The following is a 13,097-nucleotide window of genomic DNA, read 5'->3' as shown; positions in this document are numbered from 1 at the left end:
CTTTCCCCGCGTCAAGCCCTGCAAACCCTGCTTTCACTTGGAAAGACAACTGCAAGCCATTCGACCAGCCAAGAGGGGGGAAGCCAGTGTCGATCCGCATCCTGATTCTCGGTATCGGCAATGTCCTGTGGGCGGATGAGGGCTTCGGCGTCCGCTGCGTGGAGGCCATGGCCGAAACCCACGCACTGCCCCCGAACGTGCGGCTTCTCGACGGCGGCACCCAGGGCCTCTACCTCCTACCCTTCCTGGAAGACACCGACGCGCTTCTGGTCTTCGACGCCATCGACTATGGCCTGCCCCCGGGCACTCTGAAGGTGGTCACGAACGACGAGGTTCCCGCCTTCATGGGCGCCAAGAAGATGAGCCTGCATCAGACCGGCTTTCAGGACGTGATCGCCACAGCCACGCTGATGGGCTACCGCCCGCGCGACATGGTGCTGATCGGCTGCCAGCCGGCGGAGCTGGACGATTACGGCGGCGGCCTGCGCCCGGAAATCGCCGCACGGATCCCCGAGGCCCTGTGCCTCGCCCGCGAAACGCTTGCCCGCTGGGGCGTGACGGTTTCGGACGGTCGCACCACCAGCGACCTTCTGGCCAACCCCGCGATCCGCCAGGCCGCTTACGAACAGGGTCGCCCCTCGGCGGCCGAAGCCTGCCGAACCGGCGACGCCCGCTTCTTTCCGGGGCAGCGGCCGTGACGCGCCGCGCCGCTTTCTCTCTGCCCAAGTATCCCCACCGGAGGCAGGACCGAGCCGGTTGCGCCGCGGGCGCAGAGGCGAGACACCGGCTCGCACCGCAAGGCGCACTATCCGAGATACCGCCCGATGCGCGCACCTACCGGCGCGTGGCTGCGCCTTTCACCCGCGTGCGGAAGGGATGCGAAGAAAGCATTCCCGGCGAGGCTCCGCATGGCTGCCACAGGGAAACCGGCTGATGTGTGTCGGCCTTCCCCTGCGCCTCGCCGCGCGCGACGGCATCGTCGGCACCACCCTGGACGGCGAAAGGGTGGAAACCGTCGATCTCTCCCTCATCCCCGAGGCGCAGCCGGGGGACTGGCTTCTCACCTTCCTTGGCACCGCCCGCGCCATCCTGCCCGAGTACGAGGCGCTGAAGATCCGTGCCGCCCTTCAGGGCGTGGCTTCGCTGATGCAGGGGGGCACGCTCGGCGACGCCTTCGCCGACCTCGAGGCACGACCGCCCCAGCTTCCCCCGCATCTCCAGGCCGCGCACTCCGCAGGCCAGACGAAAGGCTGATACCCCATGCACGACCACGCCCCGCCCATCCTGCCCCCGGCACCTGCAATCCATCCCCTGATCGCACGGCTGGAAACCGAACACCGCTATCCCCGCCTGGCAACACCACAGGCGCTGGCCGACCATCTGGCCCGCCCCGGTCTGCACTGCCTCTTCATCCCCGGCGACCCGCGCCGCAACCTCGAAACCGCCGACGCCGCCGTGATCCTGCCCGAATTGGCGCAGACCTTTCAGCACCGCTTCGATTGCGCACTGATCGACGACGCCATCGAGGCCGCCGTGCGTGAACAGCATCGCGCACTCAAGACGCCTGGGCTTCTCTTTTTCCACGGCCCCCGCTTCCTTGGCGCGATCGAAAAGGTCCGCGACTGGTCCGACTACCTCGCCCGCATCACCCACATCCTGTCGCACGAAACCGCCTGAGGCCCTGCATGGTCAGCCCATTCACCCTTCCGCCCATGGGCTTCGGCCCCGGATCGCAGCCGCTGCCCGACGATAGGTTGCAGTATATCGCCCTGCCTTCGGGCATGCGCACCTACGAACCCCACCTCCCCAGGGCCGAAGACCCCGCCGCACTGGCCGAGGCGTTGGCCTTCCTTGCTGCCCTCGCCGCGGCAGCAGACCGCGTGGCTACCGGCGCGGCGGCAGAGGAATTCGACCTTGCCCCCCTTTCACCCGAGGCCCGCATCGTGGTTGCCGATGCACTGGGCCAAGGGGAGGTCAGCATGAAGCTGCGCGGAAAGCCGGCGATATTGGTACAGGAAAGCGTCTTTGCCGGCGTCTGGTTGCTAGCCGGCGCAGCGATCGACCGGGTAGAGATCGCGCCTGCCCCCGCGCTTGCGCTCTCTCGCGCCCATGTGCCGCACCGCCCCGCCCTGGGCCCGCGCACGGCGCGAGTGCCCGGCCTTGCGAATGCGCCCGCCCTGCTGGCCGAACTGACCGACAGATCCGCCACCCACCCGGCGGGCGGTCCACCGCATGTCATCAACCTTTCCCTGCTGCCGCATACGCCTGAAGACCTCGCCTGGCTTGACACCGCGCTGGGTGAAGGCGCGGTCAGCATCCTGTCGCGCGGTTATGGCAATTGCCGGATCACCGCGACCGCCCTGCCGCGCGTCTGGAAGGTGCAGTTCTTCAACTCGATGGACACGTTGATCCTCGACACCTACGAGGTCACCGCCCTGCCCGAGGTCGCCCTTGCCGCGGATGTGGACCTCGCGGACAGCGCGCAGCGCCTGCGCGCCGTGATCGAGGCGATCCGATGATCGCGCCCGGCTTCGAAGGCAGCTTCCTCGGCGCGGCCGACAAGATCAGCCCGCTTGCGGTGATGGAATGCAAGATCTGCTGGACGCCCTATGACCCGGCACAGGGCGACGAGACGCGCCAGATCGACCCCGGAACCCCGTTCCTCGACCTGCCCGGGGACTGGACCTGCCCCGGCTGCTCTGCCCCGAAGGCGCAGTTCCTGGTCCGCGACGACCCTGGCGCGGCGACAGCCCCGATCTTTGCCGAGATTGACCGCCGCACACGCGCGCTGGTTGCCGACTTCACCGAGATCCTGAACGGCAGGATGCGCGACCTGCCGATGGTCAACCGCGCGCTCCATGTGCAGGCGGTGGACTTCCGCCCCTGGGAAGGCGGCTTCCTTGGCGTCCTTGTCGCGCCCTGGTTCATGAACCTCGTCTTCCTTCCGCCCGCCGACCGCCCTGCAATGGCCCCGACGCAAAGGGAGGTCATCGCCTTCCCCTCGGGGGACTACGAATTCCTTCACAATGCACGCGAGTTGACCGGCCCCTACCTTGCCTGCTCGCTGTTCTCGCCCATGGCAGAGTTCATCAGCCAGTTACAGGCTGTCGAGGTCGCCCGGGCGGTGATGGCTGAACTATTCAAGCCCGAGAACCGCGCTGAAACCGACCGCGCCGCCGAAATCCGCGCTGCACGCGAGGCCGCCCTCGCCCCCGCGCCGGATAACGCACCCGACGCCGCCCCCTCCCGTCGAAGGCTCATCACCGGGGGCCTCGGGCAATGATCCGGCGCCATGCTCGCACCTTCGCCACGCCCACTCCGCCGGGCATCCGCCTCTCCCCGCCTTTGGGAGAAAGGGGAAAGGCGGGCATTCCCGGCCTGCGGCCCTTCCGCCCGACAGGCGAGGCCGGCCCATGACCCTCTCGGCCGCCAGTGTCACCCTCGGCCCCGTACCCGGCATCAGTGCGGGCCCAGCCCTGCCGGTCGAGGCGCTGGTGATCGGAAAGCCCGTCGCCATGGCGGCCGACCTTCTGCCGCGGCTTTTCAACCTGTGCCGCGGGGCGCAGGCGATGGCGGCACGGCTGTCGCTGGGTTTGCCGGCAACCGATGATCCGCGCGCCGAGATACTGCGCGACCACCGGCTGAAACTCTGCGTCATGCTTCCCCGCGCCTTCGGCCTGGACCCGATCCCGCTGCCAGAACCGACGCGGCCCCACCAGCCGTTGGCCTTGCCCGGGGCGATGGACGCCGCCGCCCTTCTGGGCCCCGAGGGGCTGCCCGACATGCCATCGCGCCTTGCAGGCCCGCTTGCCCCCCTTTTCCACCGGGTCGCCGCCACCTTCCCTCCCGGCATGGCGACCTGCGCAGCGCTGCCATTGCCGTCTGCCCCGCTGGCGGACGGCGCCTTCGAGAATTCGCCCGCCGGGCGACAGTCGCACCATCCGCTACTGCGCCGCATCGAACAGACCCATGGCCGCGGGCCGCTCTGGCGTCTGGCCGGTCTGATGGCCGACCTCGAGGCTGTCAGCCACAACCGTCTGCCCGCCCCGGCCCTTTCCGCCGATGGCACCGCCACGGTCCCGGCCGCGCGCGGCATCTATGCCCTGCGGGTGACGCAGCGCGATGGCGTCGTTACCGGACTTTGCCGCCGCACGCCGACCGACCACCAGCTGGCCCCGGGCGGGGCGCTTCTGCAATCTCTGGCCAACCTTCCTGCGACCCATCGCGCGCTTGCGCCAAAAGTGATTGCGCTTCACGATCCCTGCATCCCCGTCACCGTCCGGGAGGCAGAACATGCATGAGATGAGCCTCGCCGAAGGCATCCGCGACATCGTCTGGGACCAGTCCCGCCTGCACGGCTTTGCTCGCGTCACCGTCCTCAGGCTCGAGATCGGTCGCTTCGCCGGGGTCGAAAAGCCCGCGCTGGAATTCGCCTTCGACGTCGTGATGCGGGGCAGCCCCGCCGAGGGCGCCCGGTTGGAGATGATTGACCTGCCTGGCCGGGCACTGTGCTACGACTGCCGCATGACCGTCGAGATCGCCGACCGCTTCGACCCATGCCCGCTGTGCGGAAGCGGCCGGCTTCTTCCCGCAGGTGGCGACGAGATGCGGATCAAGGACATGGAGGTGGCGTGATGTGTACGGTCTGCGGATGTTCCGACCTGGTGACGGCAGACGGCAAGGTGATGACACACGACGAAGCGCACCGGCTGGGCCTTGCCCATTCCCATGCCCGCGCCTTCCCGTCCGAGGCAGTGTCTCTGCCGTTCCCGCATGTGCAGGCAACCGCCGCCCCGCACCACGGCAACCGTCACCACTACGGCACCGGGCCGGCCGGTGTCTCGGTTCCCGGCATGTCCCAGGCCCGGCTGATCGAGGTTGAAACGTCGATCCTGGCCAAGAACGATGCCATTGCTGCCGCCAACCGCCGCGTGCTGAAAGCGCTTGGCGTCCTGGCGCTGAACCTTGTCTCCAGCCCCGGCTCGGGGAAGACGACGCTGCTGTGCAGGACCATCGAGGAACTGGGGGATGTCCCCCTTGCGGTGATCGAGGGCGACCAGCAGACCAGTGCAGACGCCGACCGGATCCGCGCGACCGGCGCCCGGGCGATCCAGATCAATACCGGCAAGGGCTGCCACCTGGACGCGCAGATGGTGGGACACGCGATCGACGACCTGCGCCCCCGCCCGAACAGCTATCTTTTCATCGAGAACGTGGGCAACCTTGTCTGCCCTGCTGCCTTCGACCTGGGCGAGGACGCCAAGGTGGCGATCCTGTCGGTCACCGAAGGCGAGGACAAGCCCCTGAAATACCCCGACATGTTCACTGCGGCACAGCTGGCGATCCTGACCAAGCTCGACCTCGCGCCACACTGCGACGCAGATCTTGCCGCCTACGAGGCGAACTTGCGCCGCGTGAACCCCGCCATTCACGTCCTGCGCCTGTCCACCCGAAGCGGCGAAGGGATGCAGGACTGGCTGGACTGGCTGCGCGCCCGGCTGGCGGAGAAGGCAGCATGACCGCCCGCCCGGATTCAGGGGTTGGTCGCGCCCTCGACGGCCGGGGCCTCGACCGGCGTGGCCAGCGCCTCCAGTTCCGCGCGCAGTTCGGCCACCTGGTCGGCCAGGGCGGCCTTGTCGGCCTCCAGCGTGGCAACCTGCCCGGCCAGCACCTCGTTGCCCGATTCAAGGGCCGTGGCCTTTTCCGTCAGGGCGGCCAGCTCGGCCTCGAGCGCAGCCACCTTTTCGGCCAGTGCCGTCTTTTCGGCTTCCACGGCGGCACTGGCCTCCGAGACCGCCTGCGCCGCCGCATCGATCTGGCCCTGCAAGGCAGCCACTTCCGCGCTCAGCGCGGCCTTCTCGGCCTCAAGTCCCGCGATGGCCTCGCCTCGTGCGGCAAGTTCCGCCTGAAGCCCCGCGACCTGCCGGCCGGACTGATACGCGAAGAAGCCCAGGATCGCGACGGCCGCCACCAGAATGGCAAGGATCAGATTGCGCATGGTCTTGTCCCCCCTCTTTGCGCAGACCCTAGCGACATCGACCGGCACCGCACAACCCTTTCCGAAGGGCCAAGGCCATGACCGCACCCCGGCCCACCGTCCTGCTTGTCGATGACGAACCCCATTCGCTGGCCGCCATGCGCATGGCACTGGAGGATGAATTCCACTGCATCACCGCCGGCGACGCCGAGACCGCCGCCCGCTGGATGGAGGAAGAATGGGTCCAGGTCGTGATCTGCGATCAGCGCATGCCGGGGCGGACGGGGGTGGAGCTGCTGACCGAGCTGCGCGAACGCTGGCCCGATGCCGTCCGCATCATCATCACCGGCTACACCGACCCCGCCGCGATGCAGGCCGCGATCAATGATGCCGGCATCCATCAGTTCCTGACCAAGCCCTGGCACCCCGAACAGCTGCTGATGGCCGCTCGCAACGGTGCCCGCCTCTTCCAGCTTGCCCGAGACAACGAACGCCTGGCACTCGAGATGCGCTTCCTGGCGTCATCGGCCCAGACAAGGCTGGACAAACGCCGCGCCGCCCTGCGCGATGGCCTCGGGTTCGAATCGATCCTGCGCAGCCCGCAAAGCCCGATGAACATCACGGTCGAAGCCGCGCGCCACTATGCCAGCTTCGACATCCCCGTGCTTCTGACCGGAGAACCCGGCACCGGCCGCGGTCGGCTCGCCAGGGCGATGCACCTGTCCAGCCTGCGGTCGGACCGCCCCTTTCATGCCCTGTCTCTGGCCGGACTGCCCGACGATCTTGCCCTGATAGAACTGTTCGGCGCCAAACGCGGCGTGCTCCCGGGCGGGGTCAACCGAATAGGCCTTGCCCAGAAGGCCGACCGCGGAACCTTGTTCATCGAGGGCATCGAACATGCCAGCGCCGCACTTCAGCTTGCCCTATGGCGGCTGGTGGATGAAGGCAGCTTCTCGCCCGTCGGAGGACAGGAGACGCTGACCACCAACCTTCGCCTTATCGTCGGGGCGGGCGCCGACCTTGCCCGCGCGGTCGCCGAGGGCAGGTTCCGCCCCGATCTGCATTATGCATTGTCTGTCGCCGAACTGAACTTGCCCCCCCTGCGCGCGCGCCGTGGCGACGTGGCGATCCTGGCGCAGAGCTTTCTTGACGATCTCGCTGCGCGCCACGGCAAGGCTGCCCACGGCTTTACCCCCGAGGCACTGGAATTCCTTGAAAACTGGGACTGGCCGGGGAACCTGCGGGAACTGCGCAACGAGATCACCCGGATGCTGGTCTTTGCCCGTGGCCCGATGCTTGGCGCCGAACTGATCAGCCGGCCGATCCTTCAGGCCCCGCCTTCGGACAGCGGCGCCGACCGCACGGCCGAGGCAGTGCTGACCTCCAGCGGCACGCTCAAGGACCGGACGGACCTGATGGAGATGCGCATCCTTCGTGAAACGCTTACCCGCCATCGCTGGAACAAGTCGCGCGCAGCGGTGGAACTGGGCCTCAGCCGCGTCGGCCTGCGGGCGAAGCTCGACCGCTATGGCATCTCCAATCCCTCGGGCCGCGCCCATGAAGAAGAGGAAGACTGACCCCATGTGCCTCGGTATCCCCGGCCGCATCATGGCCATCACCGACCCTGAACGCCAGATGGCCATGGCCGAGGTCTCGGGCGTTCGACGCGAGGTGAACGTCGCCTGCGTCGCGGGCAGCGACCTTTCCGCCCTTGTCGGCCAATGGGCGCTGATTCATGTCGGCTTCGCCATGTCGATCATCGACGAGGAAGAGGCCGAAAAGACCCTTCAGGCGCTACGCGACCTTGGAGAGGCGCAGGAAACCCTCGACCAGATCGCCGCCAGCCAGGAGGCGCTGCAATGAAGTTTGCCAGTGAATTCCGCGACCCAGCCGCGGCACGCGCGCTTCTGTCCGCCGTTGCCGCAAAGGCCGAGGCCATTGGCGCCTCCCGGGCCAATCCGGTCCGCATCATGGAAATCTGCGGCGGCCATACGCATTCGATCTTTCGCTACGGCCTGGACAAGCTGATCCATGAAGGGGTGGAGTTCATCCACGGCCCCGGCTGCCCGGTTTGCGTCCTGCCCATGGCCCGGGTTGATGAATGCGTCGAAATCGCCGAACGCCCCGGTGTGATCTTCACCACCTTCGGCGATGCAATGCGCGTGCCCGGCCATCGGAAATCACTCATGCAGGCAAAGGCCGACGGCGCCGACATCCGCATGGTCTATTCCCCGCTCGACGCGCTTGAACTCGCCCGCCGCAACCCCGACCGCCAGGTCGTCTTCTTCGGCCTCGGCTTCGAGACGACGACCCCCTCCACCGCCCTGTCCATCCAGCAGGCCGCGCGCGAGGGGGTGACGAACTTCTCGGTCTTCTGCAACCATATCACTGTGCCCGAGCCGATCAGGGCGCTGCTCGACGACCCCGACATGCTGCTCGACGGCTTCATCGGCCCTGGCCATGTGTCGATGGTCATCGGTATCCGGCCTTATGACTTCATCGCGCGGGACTATGGCAAGCCCATCGTCGTGGCCGGCTTCGAACCCACGGATCTGCTGCAATCCGCCCTCATGCTCCTGACACAGATCGCCGAAGGCCGGGCGCAGGTTGAAAACCAGTACGCCCGCGTCGTGCCGGAACATGGCAACCCGGTCTCGCTCGCCGCCATCGCGGATGTCTACGAACGCCGCCCAAGCTTCGAATGGCGCGGCCTGGGCGAGATCGATGCCTCCGGCCTGCGAATCCGCGCCAGATACGCCGCCTTCGATGCGGAAGAAAAGTTCGGCATCGGCTACGGCGCTGCCAGCCGGAATCACCCCGAAACCCCGGGCTGCGCCTGCGGCCAGGTGATGACCGGCAAACTGAGACCCACAGGGTGCCCCCAGTTCGGCACGGGCTGCACCCCCGACAAGCCGCTCGGCGCGCTCATGGTCTCCTCGGAAGGCGCCTGCGCGGCCTACTGGCAATATGCCGGAGCAAGGGTCGCCGCCCAATGACCGCCGCCCCACCCCAGACGTTTCGCAGAAGATTCGTCCGCGAAAGCCACGTCACGATCGCCCACGGCGGCGGCGGCAGCGCCATGCGCGACCTGATCGATCAGGTCTTCACCAGCGTCTTCCAGCCCCCGGGCAACGAGGACCAGGCCCGCCTGATGACCGCAGCACTTCAGGAACCGGGTGCGCGCCTCGCCTTCACCACCGACAGCTTCGTGGTGACACCGCTCGAATTTCCCGGTGGCGACATCGGCAAGCTGGCGGTCTGCGGCACGGTCAACGACCTTGCCGTAGGGGGCGCGCGGCCTCTCTGGCTCTCGGCCGCCTTCGTGATCGAGGAAGGCTGCGAGATCGCGCTCCTCCGCCGGATCGTCGCCACCATGGCGCACGAGGCAGAACGCGCGGGTGTCCGCATCGTCACAGGCGACACCAAGGTGGTCGAGCGCGGCAAAGGCGACGGGGTCTTCATCACTACCGCCGGGATCGGGGTGATCCCGCCGGGCATCGACATCGGCGCCGCGAAGATCCGCCCCGGCGACGTTGCCATCGTCAACGGTGTCCTCGGCGACCATGGTGCCGCCATCCTTGCCGCGCGCGGCGACCTGGCACTTTCGACCGACCTGCAATCCGACTGCGCCGCGCTCGGCCATCTGATGCAGGCCGCCCTGACCGCCGCCCCCGGCATCACCGCCGCTCGCGACTGCACCCGCGGCGGGCTGGCAAGCGCCCTGAACGAAATGGCAGCCGAAGCCGGCCTTGCCGTCGAGGTCGAGGAAACCCGCCTTCCCCTTCGCCCCGAAGTGGTGGGCGTCTGCGAGATCCTGGGCCTGGACCCGCTTTACCTCGCCAATGAGGGTCGCCTCGTTGTCTTCTGCCCGCCCGACCAGGCCGAGGCCGCGCTCGCCGCGATGCACGCCATGCCCGAAGGCGCAGGGGCCGCAATCATCGGACGCGCGCAGGCGGGTCAGCCCGGCCGCGTCACCCTGCGCACGGCTTTCGGCGGCGCGCGAATCGTGGACATGCTGGTGGGCGAACAGTTGCCGCGCATCTGCTGACAGCCGTGCGTGATGCGGGATCTTGAAGGTTCCGCTGCGGAGCCTGTCAGGCTTCGATCGGACTGATCGGATCTTCCGGCGATTCGTGACCAGGGGTTGACGGTCTGTCAGCCTGCGACAGCTGAAAACGCGGTGAGGACAGGCAGACGACGCAACGAACTGACCCAGACAGGGTTTGAAGGCAAGAAACCACTTGCCCGCCAACCCTGGCAGTTCTGCCTGCCATCAAAGCCCTTGCGCTTGCCCTGCGTCATGCCGCCATGTCCCCCCGATCCGGCGAAACCGCTGTGCGACAATTCCCCTTCCCCGCGCCCTGCCCTAAGCTGACCGCAAATCCACCGACCCGCCACCGAAGAGTCCGATGCCGATGCTGACCCCGTTCACCGAACTCGCGCTTCTTCTGATGCTGGCCGCCGGCCTTGGCACCCTGGGCCTCATGCTGCGTCAGCCGCTGATCGTGGCCTTTATCGCAGTGGGCCTGCTTGCCGGTCCCTCGGCGTTGGACATCGTCAAGGCAGACGAACAGATCGCGCTTCTGTCCGAACTGGGTATCGCGGTCCTTCTGTTCCTTGTCGGCATCAAGCTGGACATCAAGCTGATCCGTTCGCTCGGCATCGTCTCCATCGTCACCGGCCTGGGTCAGGTCGTCTTCACGGCCTTCTTCGGCTACCTGATCGGTCTGGCTCTTGGCCTTGGCCATGTTACCAGCCTGTATGTCGCGGTCGCGCTTACGTTTTCCTCGACCATCATCATCGTCAAGCTGCTGTCGGACAAACGCGAGATCGACGCGCTGCACGGCCAGATCGCACTGGGCTTCCTGATCGTGCAGGATCTGGTGGTGGTCCTGGCCATGGTGGTCTTGTCGGCCATCGGCATCGGCGCCGGCGACCATGGGCATGGCGGGTCGGTCATCACTGTCCTTGGAGCGGGAATTGCGCTGGTGGCGGCGGTCATCCTCTTCGTCCGCTACGCCGCGACACCCCTGACCGAGCGGCTGGCCCATGCACCGGAATTGCTGGTGATCTTCGCAATCGCCCTTGCCGCCGCGATTGCGGCCATCGGCGACGCGGTAGGACTGGGAAAGGAGGTCGGTGGCCTTCTGGCCGGCGTCGCGCTTGCCTCAACCCCCTACCGCGAGACCATCGCTGCGCGGCTGGCCCCCTTGCGCGACTTCCTGCTGCTGTTCTTCTTCATCGGCCTCGGCGCCACGCTGGACCTGACGCTTCTGGGTAGCCACGTCACCGGCGCGGTGATCTTTTCGCTGTTCGTTCTTATCGGTAACCCGCTGATAGTTCTCATCATCATGGGCGCCATGGGCTATCGGAAACGTACCGGGTTTCTCGCTGGCCTGACCGTGGCGCAGATTTCGGAATTCTCACTGATCTTCGTCGCGATGGGTGTTTCGCTTGGCCATGTGGCAGAGGATGCGCTGGGGCTGGTCACGATGGTCGGCCTGGTGACCATTGCCGCATCGACATACATGATCACCTTTTCGCATCAGCTCTACCTGGTGTTCGAACCCTGGCTCGGGGTCTTCGAACGCAAGGGCACCCCGCGCGAACCCCATGAAAGCGCGCCGCAGGCCCAAGCGGGCTATCCGGTCATCCTGTTCGGTCTCGGCCGCTTCGGCACCGCCATCGCGCTGCGCCTGAAGGCGCGCAACATCCGGGTGCTTGGGGTGGATTTCAACCCGCAGGCGGTGCGCCGGGCGCGTGCCCTGGGAATCGATGCCGAGTTCGGCGACGGCACCGATCCCGAATTCGTCGCCACCCTGCCCTTGTCCCGCGCAGACTGGCTGGCTTCGTCGGTGCCTGTCCATGTCACCGGCGTCAGTCACGACGATGCCAGGTTCACGCTGATCCAGCTGACCCGGGCCGCGGGCTTCGAGGGAAGGGTCGCAGTGACGTCGCACAACCCGTCCGAAACCGAGGCGCTGACCCGGGCCGGCGCCGACCTGGTGCTGGAACCGTTCCAGGACGCTGCCGACCGCGCTGTGGAGCTGCTGTGCGGGGCGCAGGCCGAAGCGCGGACCGAGATCCCCGAGATCGCATCGGAAGGTCGAGCGGCGGGCTGACCACACGTCCGTTCGTTGCAAATCTGTGATGCTGTGGTCGTCCGGCCGTCATGCTGGGGTGTTAGGGGCTGCCCCGTCACTTCAGCAACGGACCTGCAACCATGACCAAGCTTCTTGCACCCGCTCTTCTTGCCGCCAGCCTGCTGGCCGCCCCCGCCCTGGCCCAGGACACGATCCGCTTCGCCGTGACCGACATCGACGGGCTAGAGGCGCTGCAGCGCGAAATGGGGCCGTTCAAGGACGCCTTCGAGGCAGCCTCGGGCCTGAAGGTCGAGTTCTTCCCGGTCTCGGGCCGCACGGTCGCGGTCGAGGCGATGGCCGCCGATCAGGTCGATTTCGTGCTGACCGGCCCGGCGGAATACGTTGTCTTCAACGCGCGGCTCGACGCCCAGCCGGTCGTGACCTTCAAGCGCCCCGACTATTACTCGACCGTGGTCGTGCTGGACGACAGCCCGATCAGGACGCCAGAGGATCTGAAGGGCCAGAAGATTTCGTTCGGCGAGATCGGCTCGACCTCGCAGCACCTGGGTCCGGTGGATCTGCTGGCCAAGGCAGGGCTGGGCTATGCCGTCGATTATGAGCCCGTCTTCCTGAACCGCAACGTCGCGATCGAGGCATTGGTGGCTGGCGAGATCGCCGGCATCGGCGTGAACCGCACGCATATCGAAAGCTTCGCCAAGAAGTTCCCCGATGTGAAGCTGCGCGTCCTGCTCAAGGGCGAGCAGCTGCCGGACGACATCCTGCTGGCCTCGGCCAAGGTAGCGCCCGAAGTGGTCGAGACGGTGCGCAAGACATTTGCGGAACAGGGCGAGGCGCTGCTCGCCGCCGTGACCTCGGTAGAAGAGAACGCCAAGTACGTTGGCGGCAGCTTCGATGCCGGTGTCACCGATGCCGACTATGACGTGGTCCGCAAGATGTACCAGAACATCGGCATCACCGAATTCACGCAGTTCATCGGCCAGTAATCCGCCGATGAACGCGCCCGTCCTACCTGCCCG

Annotated in this window: 15 protein-coding genes; 14 read left to right on the top strand and 1 reads right to left on the bottom strand. The window is 67.1% G+C overall.

The window, feature by feature from the left end:
* Positions 1–86: 86 nt before the first annotated feature.
* The 8 genes from EYB42_RS10125 (at position 87) to hypB (ending at position 5,519) form a co-directional block, all read left to right on the top strand.
* On the top strand, positions 87–698 hold the full coding sequence (locus tag EYB42_RS10125; protein WP_240784078.1) for a HyaD/HybD family hydrogenase maturation endopeptidase: 612 nt from the start codon (positions 87–89) through the stop codon (positions 696–698).
* A 235-nt stretch (positions 699–933) separates the two neighbouring features.
* On the top strand, positions 934–1,254 hold the full coding sequence (locus EYB42_RS10120; protein ID WP_135449981.1) for a HypC/HybG/HupF family hydrogenase formation chaperone: 321 nt from the start codon (positions 934–936) through the stop codon (positions 1,252–1,254).
* 6 nt (positions 1,255–1,260) lie between these two features.
* Positions 1,261–1,677, top strand: coding sequence for a thioredoxin domain-containing protein (locus EYB42_RS10115; RefSeq protein ID WP_135449980.1), 417 nt, complete (start codon positions 1,261–1,263; stop codon positions 1,675–1,677).
* Between the two features lie 8 nt (positions 1,678–1,685).
* A complete protein-coding gene (locus tag EYB42_RS10110; protein ID WP_135449979.1) occupies positions 1,686–2,519 on the top strand; it encodes a hydrogenase expression/formation protein in 834 nt (277 codons plus the stop codon).
* Positions 2,516–3,283 (top strand): [NiFe]-hydrogenase assembly chaperone HybE, encoded by a 768-nt coding sequence (gene hybE, locus EYB42_RS10105; protein WP_135449978.1) that lies wholly within the window; start codon positions 2,516–2,518, stop codon positions 3,281–3,283. The genes EYB42_RS10110 and hybE overlap by 4 nt, the downstream gene beginning before the upstream one ends.
* A 130-nt stretch (positions 3,284–3,413) precedes the next feature.
* Positions 3,414–4,301, top strand: coding sequence for a HupK protein (locus EYB42_RS10100; RefSeq protein WP_135449977.1), 888 nt, complete (start codon positions 3,414–3,416; stop codon positions 4,299–4,301).
* Complete coding sequence (locus EYB42_RS10095) at positions 4,294–4,635, top strand: hydrogenase maturation nickel metallochaperone HypA/HybF (protein WP_135449976.1); 342 nt, start codon at positions 4,294–4,296, stop codon at positions 4,633–4,635. Before EYB42_RS10100 ends, EYB42_RS10095 begins: the two co-directional genes overlap by 8 nt.
* Positions 4,635–5,519, top strand: coding sequence for a hydrogenase nickel incorporation protein HypB (gene hypB / locus EYB42_RS10090; protein ID WP_135449975.1), 885 nt, complete (start codon positions 4,635–4,637; stop codon positions 5,517–5,519). Before EYB42_RS10095 ends, hypB begins: the two co-directional genes overlap by 1 nt.
* Before the next feature lie 14 nt (positions 5,520–5,533).
* Here the strand turns inward: hypB and EYB42_RS10085 are convergent, their stop codons facing one another.
* Entirely contained in the window at positions 5,534–5,998 is a 465-nt protein-coding gene (locus EYB42_RS10085; RefSeq protein WP_135449974.1) for a hypothetical protein, read from the bottom strand.
* Between the two features lie 77 nt (positions 5,999–6,075).
* Here EYB42_RS10085 and EYB42_RS10080 point away from each other — a divergent pair, with 77 nt between their 5' ends.
* The 6 genes from EYB42_RS10080 (at position 6,076) to EYB42_RS10055 (ending at position 13,064) form a co-directional block, all read left to right on the top strand.
* Positions 6,076–7,554 carry a sigma-54-dependent transcriptional regulator gene (locus EYB42_RS10080; RefSeq protein WP_135449973.1) on the top strand — a complete coding sequence of 493 codons (1,479 nt, stop codon included), beginning with the start codon at positions 6,076–6,078 and terminating at the stop codon, positions 7,552–7,554.
* 4 nt (positions 7,555–7,558) lie between these two features.
* The gene (locus tag EYB42_RS10075; protein WP_135450031.1) at positions 7,559–7,840 is read left to right on the top strand and encodes a HypC/HybG/HupF family hydrogenase formation chaperone; all 282 of its coding nucleotides are present in this window, start codon (positions 7,559–7,561) and stop codon (positions 7,838–7,840) included.
* Complete coding sequence (gene hypD, locus EYB42_RS10070; protein ID WP_135449972.1) at positions 7,837–8,973, top strand: hydrogenase formation protein HypD; 1,137 nt, start codon at positions 7,837–7,839, stop codon at positions 8,971–8,973. Before EYB42_RS10075 ends, hypD begins: the two co-directional genes overlap by 4 nt.
* Positions 8,970–10,025, top strand: a complete 1,056-nt coding sequence (gene hypE, locus EYB42_RS10065) for a hydrogenase expression/formation protein HypE (protein ID WP_135449971.1) — start codon at positions 8,970–8,972, stop codon at positions 10,023–10,025. The genes hypD and hypE overlap by 4 nt, the downstream gene beginning before the upstream one ends.
* A 361-nt stretch (positions 10,026–10,386) precedes the next feature.
* On the top strand, positions 10,387–12,099 hold the full coding sequence (locus EYB42_RS10060) for a cation:proton antiporter (RefSeq protein ID WP_135449970.1): 1,713 nt from the start codon (positions 10,387–10,389) through the stop codon (positions 12,097–12,099).
* Positions 12,100–12,200: 101 nt separating this feature from the next.
* The gene (locus tag EYB42_RS10055; RefSeq protein ID WP_135449969.1) at positions 12,201–13,064 is read left to right on the top strand and encodes a PhnD/SsuA/transferrin family substrate-binding protein; all 864 of its coding nucleotides are present in this window, start codon (positions 12,201–12,203) and stop codon (positions 13,062–13,064) included.
* The last annotated feature ends 33 nt before the right edge of the window (positions 13,065–13,097 follow it).

Source organism: Tabrizicola caldifontis (genome assembly GCF_004762095.1).
GTDB classification, from domain to species: domain Bacteria; phylum Pseudomonadota; class Alphaproteobacteria; order Rhodobacterales; family Rhodobacteraceae; genus Tabrizicola; species Tabrizicola caldifontis.
This window is presented reverse-complemented; position numbering and strand designations above follow the sequence as displayed.

Excerpts from the sequence above, each read along its gene's own strand:
- EYB42_RS10120 (WP_135449981.1), top strand. The coding sequence starts at position 934 with ATGTGTGTCGGCCTTCCCCTGCGCCTCGCCGCGCGCGACGGCATCGTC.
- EYB42_RS10115 (WP_135449980.1), top strand. The coding sequence starts at position 1,261 with ATGCACGACCACGCCCCGCCCATCCTGCCCCCGGCACCTGCAATCCAT.
- EYB42_RS10110 (WP_135449979.1), top strand. The coding sequence starts at position 1,686 with ATGGTCAGCCCATTCACCCTTCCGCCCATGGGCTTCGGCCCCGGATCG.
- hybE (WP_135449978.1), top strand. The coding sequence starts at position 2,516 with ATGATCGCGCCCGGCTTCGAAGGCAGCTTCCTCGGCGCGGCCGACAAG.
- EYB42_RS10100 (WP_135449977.1), top strand. The coding sequence starts at position 3,414 with ATGACCCTCTCGGCCGCCAGTGTCACCCTCGGCCCCGTACCCGGCATC.
- EYB42_RS10095 (WP_135449976.1), top strand. The coding sequence starts at position 4,294 with ATGCATGAGATGAGCCTCGCCGAAGGCATCCGCGACATCGTCTGGGAC.
- hypB (WP_135449975.1), top strand. The coding sequence starts at position 4,635 with ATGTGTACGGTCTGCGGATGTTCCGACCTGGTGACGGCAGACGGCAAG.
- EYB42_RS10085 (WP_135449974.1), bottom strand. The coding sequence starts at position 5,998 with ATGCGCAATCTGATCCTTGCCATTCTGGTGGCGGCCGTCGCGATCCTG.
- EYB42_RS10080 (WP_135449973.1), top strand. The coding sequence starts at position 6,076 with ATGACCGCACCCCGGCCCACCGTCCTGCTTGTCGATGACGAACCCCAT.
- EYB42_RS10075 (WP_135450031.1), top strand. The coding sequence starts at position 7,559 with ATGTGCCTCGGTATCCCCGGCCGCATCATGGCCATCACCGACCCTGAA.
- hypD (WP_135449972.1), top strand. The coding sequence starts at position 7,837 with ATGAAGTTTGCCAGTGAATTCCGCGACCCAGCCGCGGCACGCGCGCTT.
- hypE (WP_135449971.1), top strand. The coding sequence starts at position 8,970 with ATGACCGCCGCCCCACCCCAGACGTTTCGCAGAAGATTCGTCCGCGAA.
- EYB42_RS10060 (WP_135449970.1), top strand. The coding sequence starts at position 10,387 with ATGCCGATGCTGACCCCGTTCACCGAACTCGCGCTTCTTCTGATGCTG.
- EYB42_RS10055 (WP_135449969.1), top strand. The coding sequence starts at position 12,201 with ATGACCAAGCTTCTTGCACCCGCTCTTCTTGCCGCCAGCCTGCTGGCC.